At 43.8% G+C, this 17399-nt stretch carries 14 protein-coding genes and 2 pseudogenes; 6 read left to right on the forward strand and 10 right to left on the reverse strand.

What is annotated here, in order from left to right:
• Positions 1 to 264: 264 nt before the first annotated feature.
• Complete coding sequence (locus tag ACINLD_RS09005; protein ID WP_077736363.1) at positions 265 to 654, reverse strand: tautomerase family protein; 390 nt, start codon at positions 652 to 654, stop codon at positions 265 to 267.
• Positions 655 to 1031: 377 nt separating this feature from the next.
• Between ACINLD_RS09005 and ACINLD_RS09010 the strand changes: the two are divergent.
• The 4 genes and pseudogenes from ACINLD_RS09010 to ACINLD_RS09025 all read left to right on the forward strand — a co-directional run.
• Positions 1032 to 1274, forward strand: a pseudogene (locus ACINLD_RS09010) (gluconate permease); the annotation flags it as partial.
• Positions 1275 to 1650: 376 nt separating this feature from the next.
• On the forward strand, positions 1651 to 2664 hold the full coding sequence (locus tag ACINLD_RS09015) for an AraC family transcriptional regulator (protein WP_077736362.1): 1014 nt from the start codon (positions 1651 to 1653) through the stop codon (positions 2662 to 2664).
• 50 nt (positions 2665 to 2714) lie between these two features.
• A complete protein-coding gene (locus tag ACINLD_RS09020) occupies positions 2715 to 3509 on the forward strand; it encodes an SDR family NAD(P)-dependent oxidoreductase (protein ID WP_409444599.1) in 795 nt (264 codons plus the stop codon).
• A 263-nt stretch (positions 3510 to 3772) separates the two neighbouring features.
• On the forward strand, positions 3773 to 4570 hold the full coding sequence (locus tag ACINLD_RS09025) for a thermonuclease family protein (RefSeq protein ID WP_409444598.1): 798 nt from the start codon (positions 3773 to 3775) through the stop codon (positions 4568 to 4570).
• A 132-nt stretch (positions 4571 to 4702) separates the two neighbouring features.
• Here the strand turns inward: ACINLD_RS09025 and ACINLD_RS09030 are convergent, their stop codons facing one another.
• From ACINLD_RS09030 to ACINLD_RS09040, 3 genes are all read right to left on the reverse strand, one after another.
• Positions 4703 to 6478, reverse strand: a complete 1776-nt coding sequence (locus tag ACINLD_RS09030; protein WP_179115757.1) for an acid phosphatase — start codon at positions 6476 to 6478, stop codon at positions 4703 to 4705.
• 221 nt (positions 6479 to 6699) lie between these two features.
• A complete protein-coding gene (locus ACINLD_RS09035) occupies positions 6700 to 9246 on the reverse strand; it encodes a heavy metal translocating P-type ATPase (RefSeq protein WP_409444597.1) in 2547 nt (848 codons plus the stop codon).
• Between the two features lie 2 nt (positions 9247 to 9248).
• The gene (locus tag ACINLD_RS09040) at positions 9249 to 9578 is read right to left on the reverse strand and encodes an ArsR/SmtB family transcription factor (RefSeq protein ID WP_026588001.1); all 330 of its coding nucleotides are present in this window, start codon (positions 9576 to 9578) and stop codon (positions 9249 to 9251) included.
• Between the two features lie 405 nt (positions 9579 to 9983).
• Here ACINLD_RS09040 and ACINLD_RS09045 point away from each other — a divergent pair, with 405 nt between their 5' ends.
• Positions 9984 to 10745, forward strand: coding sequence for an MBL fold metallo-hydrolase (locus ACINLD_RS09045; protein ID WP_026588003.1), 762 nt, complete (start codon positions 9984 to 9986; stop codon positions 10743 to 10745).
• Positions 10746 to 10967: 222 nt separating this feature from the next.
• The gene (locus ACINLD_RS09050) at positions 10968 to 11066 is read left to right on the forward strand and encodes an ester cyclase (RefSeq protein ID WP_236251279.1); all 99 of its coding nucleotides are present in this window, start codon (positions 10968 to 10970) and stop codon (positions 11064 to 11066) included.
• A gap of 234 nt (positions 11067 to 11300) precedes the next feature.
• On the opposite strand, the gene ACINLD_RS09055 is transcribed toward ACINLD_RS09050, so the two are convergent.
• The 6 genes and pseudogenes from ACINLD_RS09055 to ACINLD_RS09080 form a co-directional block, all read right to left on the reverse strand.
• Positions 11301 to 12080 (reverse strand): sulfite exporter TauE/SafE family protein, encoded by a 780-nt coding sequence (locus ACINLD_RS09055; protein WP_026588004.1) that lies wholly within the window; start codon positions 12078 to 12080, stop codon positions 11301 to 11303.
• A gap of 101 nt (positions 12081 to 12181) precedes the next feature.
• Positions 12182 to 13594, reverse strand: a complete 1413-nt coding sequence (locus ACINLD_RS09060; protein ID WP_409444596.1) for a rhodanese-like domain-containing protein — start codon at positions 13592 to 13594, stop codon at positions 12182 to 12184.
• Positions 13595 to 13723: 129 nt separating this feature from the next.
• On the reverse strand, positions 13724 to 14923 hold the full coding sequence (locus tag ACINLD_RS09065; RefSeq protein ID WP_026588006.1) for an FAD/NAD(P)-binding oxidoreductase: 1200 nt from the start codon (positions 14921 to 14923) through the stop codon (positions 13724 to 13726).
• Positions 14924 to 15111: 188 nt separating this feature from the next.
• Complete coding sequence (locus ACINLD_RS09070) at positions 15112 to 15756, reverse strand: response regulator (protein WP_026588007.1); 645 nt, start codon at positions 15754 to 15756, stop codon at positions 15112 to 15114.
• Positions 15731 to 16801 carry a PAS domain-containing sensor histidine kinase gene (locus ACINLD_RS09075; RefSeq protein ID WP_026588008.1) on the reverse strand — a complete coding sequence of 357 codons (1071 nt, stop codon included), beginning with the start codon at positions 16799 to 16801 and terminating at the stop codon, positions 15731 to 15733. The genes ACINLD_RS09070 and ACINLD_RS09075 overlap by 26 nt, the downstream gene beginning before the upstream one ends.
• A gap of 477 nt (positions 16802 to 17278) precedes the next feature.
• Positions 17279 to 17377 (reverse strand): annotated as a pseudogene (locus tag ACINLD_RS09080) (thioredoxin); the annotation flags it as partial.
• Positions 17378 to 17399 lie beyond the last annotated feature (22 nt).

Consider the following 17399-nt stretch of genomic DNA (forward strand, 5'->3'; position numbering starts at 1 on the left):
TTTTAAAGAGGTTGAATCGGGCACAAAAAGGAAAAATCAATGAAGAGGCCTGGGATGATATAATCCCAGGCCCCCTTTTTAATTGGTGTCGCTTTAAGTAAGGGAATCATTTAAACATAACTGCCTGACGGGGCGAGTAGTCAGCTCCATTCCCCCGGCTTCTAACCGTAGCATTCCAGACAGCTAATGATACTTTTTGTGAAATAAGTTACGCCAAGGTAAATGTGTCTCTTTCAAATTTCCTCAATCATCCCTTTCGAGACCTTACAGCTTCCCAGTCAAAAACTGCGCTTCGCCGAGGCCGAAACTCCAATCGGCATCTCCGTTTTCGGTAATGGAAACCATTACATCTTCAGGGGAAATTCCGCATTCTGCTTCAAGTTTTTCAGCCAGTAAGGCGTACAATTTCTCTTTTTGACTCTTCGTTCTCGTTTTACTGGTGATACTGATCACAACCAAATCCTTGGATCTATTTAATCCCAAACCTGTATCTTGAATAATGAGCTCATTTGCCGGATGCTGATGGACAATTTGATAGCGGTCTCTCTCAGGAACGTTAAAAGCTTCCACCATCGCATCGTGTGCGGCATCCAACAATGTTTTTAATGCTTTTTCATCGCGGCCCTCTATTAAATCGAAACGTAATAATGGCATCTTGTTGATTTCCTCCTTCATGGTTTCAAAGCTTGTTAGAGAAATAAAAGGGTATTATTTCGATTTGTACACAACGGTTATATCCAAAATGATTTCTGCTAACTTGATAACAACATATCACATAACCAAAACATAATCAACAATTAACCATTTGTTATTTTGTCTGACACAGGATAGAAAACGTCCATTCTGAACGTAAAAAGTGTTGATGATACATTGTGACAAGATTAGTACGGAAATAACAGTTAATCAAAACATAACAATAAAATAATCATAAAGTGATTGATCCATATTTCAGAAAGTGCCTTTTTGTATTCTGGTTTGATGGTCATTGTTTGGCTCTGTTAAAAGACACACAATCTCCCGGAGGTTATGTGATGTCGATTTTCATTGTGGCCATTGGCATTCTTATTCTGCTGTTTCTCATCATCAAAGTAAAATTAAATACCTTTATCTCGCTTTTGGTCGTTTCATTTATAGTGGCAATCGGGCTTGGGATGGATCTTGACAAAATCGTTCTTTCTATTGAAGCCGGAATCGGCGGTCAGCTTGGTCACTTAGCTCTCGTTTTCGGGCCGGGTGCGATGTTAGGGAGGCTTGTGTCAGACGCAGGCGGCGGTTTGATTCATCTTCCGCTCCGCGCCTCCTATGGCTGAACCATAACAAAAAAGCTATGCTCCTCTGTCCCTTTTCAGGCCCTCCCCTATCTACAACCATCGTAAAGTTGCTGTTCAAATGAAACGATCTTCCAAGATAAAAGGAACGAATACTGTCTTAACAATTTTGAATATCACTTCATATGAGAGGTTAATGATAAAATGAAGCATCGGCTGCATCGATAGCAGCCGGCTTGTTGCAGCCGTTACAAATTTCGACGTAATCGGCAAGTAAAATGGCGCCATTTGCTAGTTACAAAGCGCCATTGGGTAGGTAAAGTCATAACTGTCCCGGCAACAAGGCGGAATTCTAAAACGAAAACTTAGGAGGCCGATCTGTATGACGTCCCATACTCGTATAAAAATGCCGGCGGGATTTTGGGCAGGATTACGTCAATTAGGGATTGCCCCCCACGATGTGGTCCGAAAAGCACGACTGCCGCTCACCATTATAGCTGAACCGGTTGTCACCACCGCCCAATATTTCGCGATTTGGCAGGCTTATTCCGATCTCATTGATGACATTGCCGAAGGAATCATCAAGCTTACAACCGCCTTTGAAACAGCACATTTCCCACCGACCGTCTTAGCGACTTACCATGCCCGTGACTATCGCGACGCGCTCAAGCGAATGGCCCGCTACAAACAACTGTGCCCCCCGGAAAGGTTACACATCACTGAGAAAGGTGAGCACTGTACAATCGAACTGGAATCGCTGAATACCGAACAATCGGTTCCTCCGATGCTGGTGGGTATTACGCTGGCATTTCTTCTGGAGCTGGGCCTCCGGGGGACTGGTCAACATTTGCAGGCGAGGTTCGTCGAATTTTCGCAGCCAATGGGCAATGTGCAAGCACTTGAAGCTTACTTCGGCTGCCGTATTCAGATCGGTACAAATTGTAACCGGTTGACATTGCATCGAGAAGATCTGGACCGCCCCTTTATCTCGTACAACGCTGAGTTGCTGGAGGTTCTGACCCCTGTGCTGGACCAATCGTTGAATCAGCAGCAAGCAAGCCTCTCAATCACCGGAATGGTCAAGTGGATATTGAAACGCAGCCTAACGAGCGGGCGCCCCGATATTCAGACTGTCGCGAGCGAATTGGGGATGAGCGATCGTACCTTGCAGCGTCGGCTTACAGACGAAGGCACAAGCTTCAAACAGCTGTTGACACATGTCCGTCACGAGCAGGCTCGAGAGTACTTGGCAGACCCCTTGCTTGATATTAAAGAAGTGGCCTTCCTGATTGGCTATGAAGACCAAAACTCGTTCTACCGCGCCTTTCGCCTTTGGGAAGGTGAGACTCCTGCAAATTGGCGTACTGAACACTTAGGTGCAAACTCGGATAAATGAACATTGTCTTAAACGTAAATTTTTCAACACGATAAAAGGAGAACTCGATAATGGATATGGGATTAAGCAATAAAACAGCTTTAGTTACTGGATCAACGAAAGGCATCGGTAAAGCCATTGCCATCGAACTTGCCAAGGAAGGCGTGAATGTACTCATCAACGGCCGAAGCGCTGAAGAGGCGGAACGAACTGTAAAGGAAATCAAATCCGCTTTTCCGGCCACCTCTCCGCAAAATGCTGCAGCCGACATTGTCGATATCGGACAAAGAGAAGCTTTATTTGAAAAATATCCCAATGTTGATATTTTAGTTAACAATATGGGGATCTATGAAATAATGCAATATGAGGACGTGGATGATGAAGTATGGGAAACATACATCCGCACCAATGTTCTTGCTGCAAATGGTTTATCTAAATTTTATTTACCTAAAATGCTGAACAATAATGATGGCCGGATTATCTTTATTGCGAGCGAAGAAGCCATTATGCCTTCAGGACAAATGCCTCAGTACTCTATGACAAAATCAATGCTGTTATCATTGTCAAAAAGTCTATCGAAATTAACAAAAGGAACAGAAGTGACTGTCAATACGATCATGCCGGGACCAACACTTTCTGAAAATGTGCAGCAAATCATTGAGGGTATGTACCTTGATGAAGAGATGACGTTTTCAGAAAAAGAGAAAGACTTTATGGCAGCAAACTTGCCGCAATCTGAAATACAGCGTTTTATCAAGCCAATTGAAATCGGCAGACTCACAACATTTGTATGCAGCCCTTATGCATCCGCCTTTAAAGGTTCGCCAATCCGTATGGACGGAGGGATGGTACCGACTATTTTTTAATATTTTCATAGTTAGAGAAATTAACCGTGATCAAGGGTGAAATTCAACGGTTTAGCGATTTGACTTTTCGGTGATGGATGAAACGGCGGTTTTGATGTTGGAGCATCCTATCGTTTAACAAAACATACTGCATCTTTCCTGCGCTCTCTTATGAGGGCTTTTTTCACATTAAAAACAGCAATATTTTTTGTAAATCCTCTTGAAAATGACATGTTTTTGGAGGATGATTATAGATGTTTTTTAAACGATAGGGGGAATTCTTTTTGAAAAAATGTTTACTGGCTATAGCTGCATTGACTTTCAGTTTTTCATTGACAGCTTGCAACTCAAGTACCGCTTCTCATAAAACCGAAGAAACCGCCGATGTGACGGCTGAAAACGCGGATCGTGTTCCTGTAACACTGACGAAAGCTGTTGATGGAGATACAATCAAAGTCAAGTACAAAGGAAAAGAAGAAACAGTCCGCTATTTACTGGTTGATACTCCGGAAACAAAAAAACCAAATTCATGTGTCCAGCCCTACGGAAAAGACGCTTCTGAGAGAAATAAAGAATTGGTTAGCAGCGGAAAACTCGAATTGGAATTTGATAAAGGTGACCGCACTGATAAATATGATAGACTGCTGGCCTATGTTTATGTCGACGGTCAATCCGTCCAAGAAAAGCTGTTAAAAGAGGGCCTTGCCAGGGTGGCTTACATATATCCTCCAAATACAAAATACGTGGAGCAATATAAAGAAGTTGAAAAAAGCGCGCAAAGCAAACAACTTGCGATTTGGAGTAAATCCGGCTATGTAACCGATAAGGGTTTTAATGGGTGCGTTTCCGCCAAAGCAAAAACGGTACAAAAAACAAATCCAAAACAGAGCGCTCCTCAAAAACCGGCCAATTCGCCAAGTGAAAAAAGCGCTTCTGACTCCGCTCCGGCAACAGGAAGTACTGAAGTTTTTGCAAATTGTACCGAATTGAGAAAGAAATACCCGAATGGTGTGCCAAGCTCTCACCCCGCTTATCAATCAAAAATGGATCGCGATCATGACAATTATGCTTGTGAACGATAGATAACTCGACCACGGGCTTTTTAGGCTTCAACACATTCAAAACAAGCTGGGGCGATAAGCGCCAGCTTGTGAGGTATATGATTGAACTTATAGGGCCGGCGCTTTTCTGATCACCATTTAAGCCGGCAGGACTCAAATCGACTTAGACTCGATTTTCAGTTTGATACTGTTGGATTTATAGATCACCTTCACATTGTACTTACTCGGCAAACCCTTCGTCTCGATTGAAGAAAATGATCCATGACCTTTATTAAAGGTGATGATCGCAGCTCCATCGGCCGGTACATAATTGTTCGAAAAATGGAGGCGCAATGTCCCTTTCATTTTTGCCTTGCCTTTGATTTTAAGGATATCTTCTTTACCGCTAAGATTGAGCTCAAGTACACCTTTGGCAGATTGTTTGTAGTCTCCCCCGATGATCAGTTTTCCTGACACATCTTCCTTCAGAGTGCCTCCGTTGTTTGACACATCACCTCTTCCAAAGGCTGTTTCCGAGCCGCCTTCAAGTGTTCCCTGGTCAATCCTTGTACCGCCGGAATAGGTATTGTTCCCCTCCAGCTTTAAAGTGCCTGTCCCTTTTTTGGTCAGCTTTCCGGAGCCGGAGATATCGTTGCGCCAGCGATCCCATGCATAGAAGCCGCCTTTTGCAGAATCCATGGTCACGGTAACGTCTTTAGGAAGTGCCCCATATCCATCGGCTGCGGAAAAGAGATTAAGCCGCCCCCACCCTTCAGCATCATCAAGAACAGGATATCCGGAAGGAAGTCCGGTAGTCGCTAAAACCAAACGGCGCTGCTTTTTATCAAAGTATGGGAAGCGTGTTTCCAGCAGGACTTCAGCGCCCTTAGGAACCACCATCGGTTTCGTCGTCCGCTTGATTTGACCAAATCCATATGTTAGTCGCTGCGTATATTGTTTTTTATTGACACTATAATCGTTGAATCTATCTTGGGCTGTACCTGTTTCGGTTAACAGCTTGCTGTGAGCTTCATCATAAGCAGCCTTCTTCAAGCTTTCATTGGCTGGATCAGATAGGATAGCAGCTGCCAATGCGGTTGCCATGACCCGTCCTCCCATGACATCGAGCGGGGAATGCATACCGGCGACAATACGGTTATGGCCGAGCTCCGAAGCCCTGGTAAGCAGCTCCTGATAGCGCTCCGGTATTGCATAGGCCATGGCAAAAGCGCTGAGATATGCGGCATTTGTATGTCCGCTCGGAAAACCTCCATCTTTGTTTGGATCAGGATTGATAGCGGGAACAAGGGTTGGAACAATGATGGAATTGTCTTTCCAGCGAAACGGGCGAGGATAATTGAAATAGCCTTTAGCCGGATTCGTTGAAGAATAGTTGCCGCGTAAAGTGTTGACCAAGCTCACGACGTGACCAAGACTCGAACCCGTGCTGCCTGAATTGGTTCCTTCATCATGATATTTTATCATCGAGGCGTCGGCCGGGATGCTGTTGATCGTTGTCGTCGCTCCCGCTTTCGTTCGATATACGTCAGTAAGTGAACCAAGACCATCAATCACACTGTAGCTCTGCTGCCTGCGATCATCAAAATATGCAGCATTTTCCTCAAGCGGGGTCCGGCTTTCAGCAATATCAACGACTTTTTGAATATTGGCATCCAACACGCCGCTGTTCAGCTTGATACCGCTATCCCACGTATGTCCGGGAACCCAAAGCTGATTAAATCCGGAAAGCATCCCGATCACCGGATTGGAATTCACTGTCATATTAGCAGCGTTATTGTTTTTGTAATGATCTATGAAATGTCCTGAAGGGGTCGGAGCTGCTGTTCCCATTTTGGTTGCCGCGCCCGCATGGCTTACACTCAGGGAACTTTGAAGAAGCGCCAAAGAAAATACAGCGGCCAATAGCTTTCTCATCCTTAGTCGTTTCATTCTCACATCATATCTCCCTTACTCTTAATCTCCAAAAGCGTTTCCCAACGATCAAGTTATAAATGATCGTATCGTAAATTTGTTAATCAAATCGTGTTGTTTTATTAATGTTTTGTTTATATTTTGGGATTTACGGGCTGGAGAAAAGCTAAAAAGAGGCCGGAAAAAATTCCGCCCCCTTTTATGAATTCCATTTTCGCAGTGGTTCGCGTGCCTTTACTTTACATCTGCCCTTTAAATTTTAACAGCCTTAATGCGTTTAAAATGACGATCAAGGCTGCGCCTGTATCACTTAATACGGCCATCCAGAGGGTAAGCCAGCCGGGAAAGATCAAGGCTAGCGCAGTGATTTTAATGATGATCGAAAACCATATATTTTGTTTGATAATGGCTAAGGATTTCCGGCTTAATGTTAGGGTGTGAGGAAGTTGATCGAGATGATCCGCCATTAAAACAATATCTGCTGTCTCCATCGCTGTGTCGGTTCCTGCTCCCCCCATGGCTATCCCTAAATCAGCCGTTGCCAGCGCGGGAGCGTCATTAATGCCATCTCCGACCATGGCTGTTTGATACCCTTCCTTTTGCAATGTCTTGACGATATCAACTTTATCCTCCGGTAATAATTCAGCAAAATAACGATCGACCTTCGCTTCTGCAGCCACCATTTTTGCAGTTCCTTTGTGATCTCCAGTCAACATGACCGTTTGCGCTACTCCGCTGTCTTTTAATGCTTTTAAAGCAGAAGCAGTGGTTTCACGAATAGGATCAGAAACGGCGACAAGCCCAATCAATTGCGTTTCCGTCCCTATCAAAACAACCGTTTTTCCATTGCTCTGCATCTCTTGAACATGTTCCTTCACATTCTCTAATGATATATTCTTTTCACTGAACAGTTTAGGATTTCCCGCATAAAAAAGAGTGCCATCAATTGTCGCCTGAACGCCTTTTCCGACTATGTTTTTGAATAATCCGGCATTCTTAGCCTTTATTCCTTTTTCATTCGCGTAATCGACAATCGCTTTCGCAATAGGGTGTGTTGAGTAGGTTTCCAGCGTTACAGCTGTTGAAAGCAATTCTTCCTCCGGGACATTCAATGCTTTTATTTCTGTCACTTTAGGCTTACCTTCGGTTAAAGTACCTGTTTTATCAAATGCAATCGCATGAATAGAGCCTGCGACCTCTAAGAACGTTCCACCTTTGATTAAGACTCCGTTTTTCGCCGCATTGCCGATGGCAGATACAATGGCAACTGGAGTTGAAATGACTAAAGCGCACGGACAAGCGACAACGATTAGTTCGAGCCCTTTATAAAACCATTCTCCCCAGGCGCCGAATCCAACAACCGGAGGCAGAACCATGACCGCTAAAGCTAAAAGGAAGACAACCGGTGTATAAATACTTGCAAACCGATCAACAAATGCTTCAGTCGGCGCTTTTTGCTCCTGAGCTTCTTCAACTAAGTGAATGATTTTTGATATGGTTGTATCTTCAACCAGCTTTGTCACTTTGATCTCCAGTGATCCATTTTCATTGATCGTCCCTGCGTATACTTTGTCACCACGTACCTTATCGACAGGAATGGATTCTCCTGTGATCGGAGCCTGATTGACGCTTGATTCTCCTTGTATGATTTCACCATCTAAAGGAATCTTATCGCCCGGCTTGACGATGATCGTCTCCCCTATGGATATTTCTTCGACAGGCCTCTTCATGATCTCAGCATTCCCTTTAACCCAAGCTTCAGGAGGGGCCAGATCCATTAGATCCCGTATCGAACTCCTTGTACGATCAATTGATTTGGTTTGCAGAAAGTTGCCGATGGCAAATAGCCAAATCACAGTAGCACCTTCAACCCATTCCCCTATAAGAGCGGCTCCGATTGCCGCAGCAGACATCAGTACATTCATATCAAGGGATCGACTTTTGATTGCATAAAAAGCACTTTTAACCGGCTTATACCCACTGATCACCATTGCAGCTGCATAAAGCAAGGCAGACACCAATGCTGAAACACCTGTCAAGGATCCGATAAAACCAAAGGCAATGAATAAACCGGACATGATGATCAAGCCGCTTTCCTTATTGCCCTTTTTCACTTGTATTGGTTGGCTTCTCGAATGTAATGAAGCTTTATAACCGATTTTAGCTGCTTCAGAAATGATTTCTTCAACACGGCCGGAATGCGCAATTTTCATTTTTCCGGCGGAGAAATTCACACTGACATGTTGAACAGACGGATGAGTGTGAAAGTGATTTTCAATGCTTTTGGCACAACTTCCACAATCCATACCTTCAATATTGTATATTTTAATATTTTTATGTTGATTGAAAGATTCTATAGCATATCCGAGTCTGTTTATTTCATTCTCAATCGGAAGCAAAGCATCTGCGCGATCTGCAGTCACAAGCATTTTTGCTGTACCGTAGTTAACCTTGACCTCAACGATATCACTTAAGGCCATTAAACTTTTTTCGATCGTTTTTGCACAAGCGGGACAATCCATACCGTGAACGCTATATTCTTTCCGTACCGTTTCTTTTGAACTGCAGCAATTAGACTGTTCTGTAACCGCTGGGCTGCAACAGCTGCCGTCTTCTTGTGTATTCTTGTTGGATTGAGAGTGACTGCAGCAATTAACTTCACCCGGAATGCCATCAGACACCGAAGAAGAATGAATAAATCCAGCTTTGTTCGCGGAACAACAACTTGACATCATTTTTCCAGTTTTTTCGCTGTTGTGATTTGTACTGCAACATTTGTCAGCCATTTTCATTCCCCCTGATCGATATGCCTGTCACAACACGCAACATCATGCTGAACATCACCTAAAACAATATCGAACATCGCCAGCAAGTCTCTTATATGTTGATTGCGTAAACTGTAATAGCAGTATTTCCCCTCATTTCTGCCGACAATAATTCCACAACCTTTTAGGCAGGCAAGGTGTTGTGAAATATTTGATTGATTGCCGTTGATCTCTTCTACAATCTGAGAGACTGTTTTTTCTTTGTCTTTGATACATTCAAGAATTTGCAGTCTTGTTTTATTTGAAAAGCCGTGAATTAATTTCACTTTTGTATCTATTTTGTTATGTTCCATCTATTCTCCCCCTCACATATTAGCCACACCTAATATGTTTGTTGCTATCATATTAGCGCTGTCTAATATGTGTGTCAATCAAAAGAAGAAGAAAATGGCCGTTACAATAGAAGTTTAGCGACTCTTTTTCTATATATGCGGCGCCATTGATCCTTGATCCCCTCCTGCTGAAGCTGCAAAACCCGCTGCAAAATTAAGCTTTTCCTTTTGAAAACCGGATGAATTTTAAAAAAGTGCAGTTCAGCACATTCACAATAAAACTCAAGCTTGATTGTTCTTTTATCTTCATGCAAATACATACTTTCAAAAATCAAGTCAAACCGCAGAAAGACTTGATTTGTTCCATGTATTTATTAAAAGGCTGTATTTATACTATACATATCTTAAAGAAAAGGAGTTTTACACGTGAACATTCAACAAATTCGTAATGCTACACTTGTTGTCGAATATGCAGGCAAAAAGTTCTTAATAGATCCAATGTTAGCCGAGAAAGGTGCTTATCCTCCATTCCCGAATGCGCCAAGACAGAATCAAAACAATCCTTTAGTTGAATTACCAACATCTGTCGACAATATGATTAAAGATATTGATGTTGTTATTGTTACCCATCTACATTATGATCATTGGGATGAGGCTGCTAAAGAGGTATTGCCAAAAGATATCAAGTTGTTCTCCCAAAATGAAGAAGATGCAGCTGAAATACGAAATGCCGGATTCAAAAATGTCGAAGTGTTAACAAAAGATACAGTATTTGAAGGTATTCAATTAATCAAAACGAAAGGCGAACACGGAAGAGGAGACATGTTAAAAATGGCAGGCCTTGTATGCGGCGTCGTCTTCAAACACCAAAGCGAGAAAACATTATATGTAGCTGGAGATACCGTATGGTATGAGGGGATTCAAGAAGAGATTGATACACATCAACCAGAAATTATTGTCGTAAATGGCGGTGATAATCAATTCTACGAGGGCGGTTCTCTCATCATGGGTAAAGAAGATATCTATAAAACGCATAAGGCTGCCCCGCATGCGAAAATGATCGTGAGCCACATGGAAGCTGTGAACCATTGGGGATTATCAAAAGAAGAATTAAAATCCTTTATTCATGAAAAAGGAATCGCTTCTCATGTTTTAGTGCCTGATGATGGGGAATCCTATTCATTTTAAATTGAAGCGTGAGTGTCTTGTAGTTAAGGAGAGGAGTGTTCAGATGTCAGTTGAAAACAATAAAGAATGAATCCGTCGATACTTTGAAACAATTGAACAGGAAAAGTACGATGACTTAAAAGACTTTTGCCATAAAGACTTTGTATTCTATCCGCAATTAGATACACTGTTTCCAGGTGTAGAGGGTTTGCTTTCCCAAGTTTCAAAATGCCGATTAAAGCGATGACAGCTGAAGGTGATCTTGTAGCCGTTTATTTTATTTTTGAAGGTAAGCACACAGGTGCCCCATTTGCCGGAGTTCCTGCGACGAGGAAATGTTAAATTCTCTCTTATGATGTTGTTACGTATTGCCATGTGGATGTACATGATATTCTTGTCCAGCTTGGCGCCAATGCCTAGTGAGAGAAATAAGAAAACCATTTTACTTCAGAGATCAAGCAATGGCTTGGTCTCTTTTTTTATGTTGTGAAGCCTGCCTCGGACTATTTTTAGACGATGATAGCATTTCATCACTCTAGATCACCACCTGTTACAAATCCGATCTTCGCGGTCATATCACATCATGATCTCAATCCAAATGTTCAAAGCGGTACCAAGAATCAACACCGCAAGAATGGCCCGAAGAACTTTGGTATTCATTTGCTTGCTTAACATCGTTCCCAGTGGCGCAGCCATCATACCGGCGATCACCATGATGAGAGAAGGCCAGACTAACACAGCACCAGCCATCAATTTCCCGATAGCTGATCCGATGGATGATATGAATGTAATGGCAAGTGAAGATCCAATCGCGATTCTCGTAGGAATCTTGAGGATGATCAGCATCATTGGGACTAAGATAAACGCGCCTCCAGCTCCGACAATACCGGAGGCGATTCCGACAATCAATGCGAATAATACAGCAGTTGTTTTATGAAAAGTAACGCTCGTTACCTCCCGCTCATCGATTCCCCTTTTTGGCATGAACATCATGATCACAGCCATAGTAGCCAAGATGGCATACACGACATTGATGACATCTGCCGAGAGGAATCTTCCGCCATATCCTCCCAACAGACTTCCGATAATAATAGCGCTACCCATATACAAAACGAGCTGATAATGGATCAGCTTGTCTTTTCGTAAAGACCAGAGAGCTGAAAGGGTGGCAGAAAAAGTTTGGATGACAATGATTCCGGATACTTCGTGGGATGTGTAGGCCGCAAATCCGAGCGCTGGAGGAATGTACAGAAGCATGGGATAATTGATGATCGATCCCCCGATTCCAAAAAGCCCGGACATAAAAGATCCTGTAAAACCGATCAAAAACAATGTCATAATCAAACTGATTGTCATATGTTCCCCTTTCACCCTAAGCGCAGTTGGAAATGTCAAACATGTGTCTTCCAGTTGCGCCGGGGAATCGATTTGCATAAAAGATTAGAGGCTGCCCCTTATCACACCAGGGCCAGGCCGTCTTTCTGCCACTGGACAATTCCGCCCTTCAAACTCAAGACTTGTTTGAAACCGCCGTTAGCTTGCAAGATGCTGGCCCCAATGGCAGACCGGGCTCCGGAACGGCATTGCACAAGGATCGGACCGTCTTTGTTGATTTCTTCCAGCCGCTCTTGAAGCGTTCCCAGCATGATGTGCTGCGCATTCGGTATGTGACCTTCCTGCCATTCAGTCAGATTGCGAACATCAAGTACGTGTACAAAACCGTCTTCCACTAATTTTGCGATCTCAGGTGGTGTGATTTCCGCGTATGTTTCAAGTGAAAAAGCACCGCTTGCCAGGATTTTTTCACGATCCACAAACCCTCCCACATTGTCAATGCCAATGGAGCGGAGTGCTTTTAGGAGTTCATCCACTTCATCCGGAGTCGTGATGAAGTACACAGGACGATTGTAGTCGATAAACCAGCCTGCCCAGTTCGTAAATGCTTTGTTAAATGGAATGTTGATCGTACCTTCCACATGTCCTTCGGCAAATTCCCGGGAAGGGCGGGTATCGACAATTTGTCTGTTTCCCTGCAAACTTTTTACTTGGTCCATCGAGGTGATTTCCCGCACGGCAGGGAGGTCTTTAAGCAAGGCAGGGCCTTCTTTATTGACCCGTTTCATCACGGCGAAATATGTTGGCGGTTCCGGTTGTCCATCAAGCAAAGCTTTGACGAATTCCTCTTCATCGCTGTAACCCATTGCCCAGTTAAACATCTTCTCATAGCCAACGGTGGAAGAAGGAATCGCTCCAAGTGCCTTGCCGCAAGCGCTGCCCGCGCCATGAGCCGGCCACACCTGCAGATAATCCGGAAGTTGTTTGAACTTCAAGAGAGACTTGAACATCTCTTTTACCCCCGCTTCTGACGTTCCCTTGATCCCCGCCGCTTTTTCCAGCAAGTCGGGTCTGCCGATGTCGCCTACAAAGACGAAATCTCCTGTAAAGATGCCGATAGGACGGTCTTTATGTCCTCCGCGATCTGTTAACAGAAAAGAAATGCTTTCAGGGGTATGACCGGGGGTATGGATAACCTCAAACATCAGGTTTCCGATCGAAAAGCGATCGCCAGCTTTCACTAGTTGATGGTTCAATTCATCGGCATATTGATATTTCCAATCTGCATCGCCTTCATCGGAAAGATACAGCTTCGCTTGATGGGTAACGCCGAGTTCGCGTGCACCGGAAACAAAATCGGCGTGAATATGAGTTTCAGCGGCCGCTCTGATTTTTAGCCCTTCTTCTTTGGCTGTTTTCAAATATGGTTTTAGATTGCGGCCTGGATCAATTACAATCGCTTCCCCTGTTTTTTGGCAGCCAACCAGATAGGATGCATGGGCCAGCTTTTCATCGTAAAAGTAACGCAGCAACATGTTACATTCCTCCTCTTGGATCATGATTTGTTTTTCTCTATATGCACTTTTAATAGCGATTGGATAGCGCAGCATTTTTACCGGAGATTATGACCGTTTCGGGGCTTGTCCTTTTTTCGGTGTGACGTCTTACATCCATCCTTTTAACATGCCATTCCAATAAATCATGGGAAGCAGCCTTCTTTTCAGCAGGTACATGCTGAACCGTTCCTTAGACTGATCAAACGGAAACGTTTCCTGCGGCACCTTGTTGTAGTCAAACTCAGCCAGTACCAATTTATTGTATCCTGTCACAAGCGGGCAAGAGGTATAGCCATCGTATTTCGCATTTAATGGCGAGCCGTTCATCAAAGACGTCAGGTTTCGGACCACAACCGGCGCTTGTTTGCGAATCGCTGCTCCTGTTTTGGAGGTCGGGAGGCTTGCGCAGTCTCCAATTCCGAAAACATTGGCAAACTTTTTGTGCTGCAGCGTATACGGATCAACATCGACCCATCCGCCGGCATCCGCCAACTCGCTGTCTTTTATACATTCAGGCGCTTTCATCGGCGGGGTGACATGAAGAAGATCGTATGTTAATATTTCCTGTTCATTCGTCTCCAGATTCTCGAACAAAGCTTCTTTTGAATCCGGCCGAATTTCGATCAGGTTTCTTTTGTACATCGTTTGGATGCCCTTGCGCTGGACGACTTTTTCGAGCGCATCTGCATATTTCGGGACATCAAAAATGTTTGCTTTCGCTGACGCAAACATCAATTCCGACCGGTTGCGAACATTTGACTTGCGGAAATAATCGTCTGCCAAGTACATAATTTTCTGTGGAGCTCCCCCGCATTTCACGGGAGAATCAGGATGAGTGAAAATGGCGGTTCCACCTTTAAAACTGCGGATATTTTCCCATGTGCTGTCCACCGTATGGTATGAATAGTTGCTGCAAACCCCGTTTTTTCCCACCGCATCTTTCAAGCCTTTGATCCCGTCCCAATCGATTTGCAAACCGGCTGCTGCAACGAGATAATGATAGGAAACAATCATTCCTTGTTTGGTCAAGAGTTTGTTTTGTTTCGGCTGAAACCCTGTTACAGCATCGCCAAGCAAGTCAACGCCGGCAGGGATCAGGGTGGCTAGATGACGCTCCGACTCTTCCTTCTTCACTACACCTCCCCCAACTAATGTCCACAAAGGTTGGTAGTAGTGCTTGGTTTTCGGGTCAATGATGGCAATTTGTCCTTTGAGTTTTTTCGAAGCCCGGACAAGACGGGCAGCTACCGAAATACCAGCAGTCCCAGCCCCTACAATGATCACCGAATAATGAACGTGTTTTGTCATAGTTCCCCCCCTTTTCTGTAACTGGATCCTTTAGTGCGTGTTGATTTTTCATAAGATGCATATCTCTATTTTTAAGTATACGCTCGTACCATTTTTTCCATATAGGGGAACTCCCCTATTTATGCAGGCCCCTGCACCCTCAAAAAAAATCCCCTGAACTGCCAAGAGACAGGTCAAGGGACGAGAGGTTACAACGCCAGCTCCAAATACTTGTTTTTGATCGCATATTGGATTAACTCGTGTTTGGAATCCAGCTCTAACTTCTGCATGATATTCGATTTGTGGTTTTCCACTGTTTTAACACTAATTGACAGTTGATCAGCGATTTCCTTATTGGCATAGCCCAGTACAATGAGCCTGACAATCTCCTTTTCGCGAACGGTTAAAACAGAAGGCGGTTTTTCCGACTCTGATTTCAGCCATTGACTGATCATGTGTTGGGATACGGATGTCTTGTAAAAGTATTTTCCCCTGTTTACCTCGACAATTGCCTGAAAAAGCAGTTCGCAATGGCTATTTTTTAAAACATACCCTTGAGCCCCTGCTTCGATTGCTTTATGGACAAAGATCTCCTCGTCATGCATCGTCAAAATGACGATTTTAACCGATGGTTTCAACTTTCGGATCTGACTGCTCGCTGTAAATCCATCCAATCCATCTGGCATCGACAAATCCATCAGCACCACATCAGGTTCCAACTGATTCGTCTTGATGATAGCCTCGTTACCATTGTGGCTTTCTCCCACAATGGTGATTTCGGGATAACCTTCTAAAAGCACACGGATACCTTTCCGAATCATCGTATGATCATCGACCAGCAATACCCTGATCACTCTCCTTCCCCTCCCTATACTGTACTTGCACATGAATAGATGTCCCTTTCCGGGGAATGGAGTGAATCTGAAGACTTCCTTCAATCTGATCTACTCTTTCTTTTAGATGGTTAAGTCCCAGACCTTCCTGCACCAGTTCGCGCTTAAATCCTATGCCGTTGTCCTGAATCTTCAACATCAAATCGTCGCCTACTTTGAACAAGATGACCTCAATCAGCGTGGCTTTCGCATATTTCAGGGCATTATGCAGCGCTTCCTGAATGACACGGTATAAATTGATTTCCAAAACCGGCTGCAAACGATCATTGACATTGCTGCAGGTAAACGTAATCGAAACATCCTGATGAGTCTTGTTCAAGCTGCTAACGAGATGCTTGATCGCAGGGACGAGTCCCAGCTGATCGAGACTTTGCGGACGTAATTGGAGAGAGTAGAGCTTGACGTCTTGTATCGCTTTTTCCAGCTCATCCACGATCTCCTGCATGTACGTTCTATATTTCTCTTCCTGGTCAATGCGCGATTGAATCGCTTGAATACCTACTGAAACCGAATAAAGCGATTGTCCTAAGCCATCGTGCAGCTCCTGAGCCAACCGCTTGTGTTCGTTTTCCTGCGCTTCCAACGTCTTCTGCAAAACCAGCTTGGAGATCCTCGCTTCTTCTTCCTTTTTCTTCATCGTTAAATCTTTTAAAACCAAAAGGACTTTCTGTTTCTTTTGTTCACCGTTTTCATAGATGACAGCCGTGCTCATCTCCATGTCGACGAATCGTCCCTCATAGGTAGGCATTGAGGAAAGAAAATAAGGAGCTTCCCGCTTGGCCAGCAAATAACAACGCTCCTCTCCCGCTTCCAGTTTTCTCGCTTGACAGTAGGAACAGTACGGTACCTTGTCCCCCAATTTCCATCCCGTCATCTTCTCTGCTGATGGATTCATCACCAGAATTCTACGTTCCTGATCCATCATAATGATTCCATCTTGCAAGTGTTCGTAGATTTGCCTTAAATAGCGGCATTCCAGCGCTCTTCCTTTTCCATCTGGTAGCAAACCATTAGAAAATGTGCCTGTCTCCAATGATTGACAACAATTTTTGTCGCCGCGGGCCAGCTTTTTACGTTTCAATTTAGATCCCCCTTACTCATGATGAGAGAATGACCTTCAAAGATTCGATAGATTCCGCCATTTATAACAAGGATGTCTCGCTATGCGGGTTGCTCTCTCTTTGGACAGACTCATCAAAGTGGTCTACATGCGGTTGATTGGCAATGACTGCATCGAACGTGGTCAAGCTGACTAAACAATTTTATTAATCTCTTGTAAGAATTCAGGAATGGCGGGCAGGTGCCTTGCTCCGATCGCGATTCAAAATGTTTCATTTCGAATGATTGAATAACTCTTTTCTTTATTTTACCTCTAGCCGATGACGGAATACATGGACAAAATCAAGTCTTTTTGCCGTTTGAATTGATTTTTGAAAGAGTTTAATCTATGGATCAATGCCCTTTCCCTGGAGTGAAATGACTCTTTATACAATTGATAGATTGTGTTCAACTTTTGTTCCAATTGTTCAAAATGTATAAAACGGGCTTCTCTTAAAAGAAGCACAGGAATTGTGAAGACTGAAAGCCAATTGAAATACGGGTTG

The sequence above is a fragment of the Bacillus sp. z60-11 genome, from assembly GCF_046464135.1.
Classification (GTDB): domain Bacteria; phylum Bacillota; class Bacilli; order Bacillales; family Bacillaceae; genus Bacillus; species Bacillus sonorensis_A.

What these genes read in the sequence shown, in the direction of transcription:
- ACINLD_RS09005 (WP_077736363.1), bottom strand. Translation starts at nt 654, where the DNA reads ATGCCATTATTACGTTTCGATTTAATAGAGGGCCGCGATGAAAAAGCA.
- ACINLD_RS09040 (WP_026588001.1), bottom strand. Translation starts at nt 9,578, where the DNA reads ATGGAACATAACAAAATAGATACAAAAGTGAAATTAATTCACGGCTTT.
- ACINLD_RS09015 (WP_077736362.1), top strand. Translation starts at nt 1,651, where the DNA reads ATGACGTCCCATACTCGTATAAAAATGCCGGCGGGATTTTGGGCAGGA.
- ACINLD_RS09050 (WP_236251279.1), top strand. Translation starts at nt 10,968, where the DNA reads ATGACAGCTGAAGGTGATCTTGTAGCCGTTTATTTTATTTTTGAAGGT.
- ACINLD_RS09020 (WP_409444599.1), top strand. Translation starts at nt 2,715, where the DNA reads ATGGATATGGGATTAAGCAATAAAACAGCTTTAGTTACTGGATCAACG.
- ACINLD_RS09060 (WP_409444596.1), bottom strand. Translation starts at nt 13,594, where the DNA reads ATGTTGCTGCGTTACTTTTACGATGAAAAGCTGGCCCATGCATCCTAT.
- ACINLD_RS09055 (WP_026588004.1), bottom strand. Translation starts at nt 12,080, where the DNA reads ATGACAATCAGTTTGATTATGACATTGTTTTTGATCGGTTTTACAGGA.
- ACINLD_RS09035 (WP_409444597.1), bottom strand. Translation starts at nt 9,246, where the DNA reads ATGGCTGACAAATGTTGCAGTACAAATCACAACAGCGAAAAAACTGGA.
- ACINLD_RS09065 (WP_026588006.1), bottom strand. Translation starts at nt 14,923, where the DNA reads ATGACAAAACACGTTCATTATTCGGTGATCATTGTAGGGGCTGGGACT.
- ACINLD_RS09030 (WP_179115757.1), bottom strand. Translation starts at nt 6,478, where the DNA reads ATGAAACGACTAAGGATGAGAAAGCTATTGGCCGCTGTATTTTCTTTG.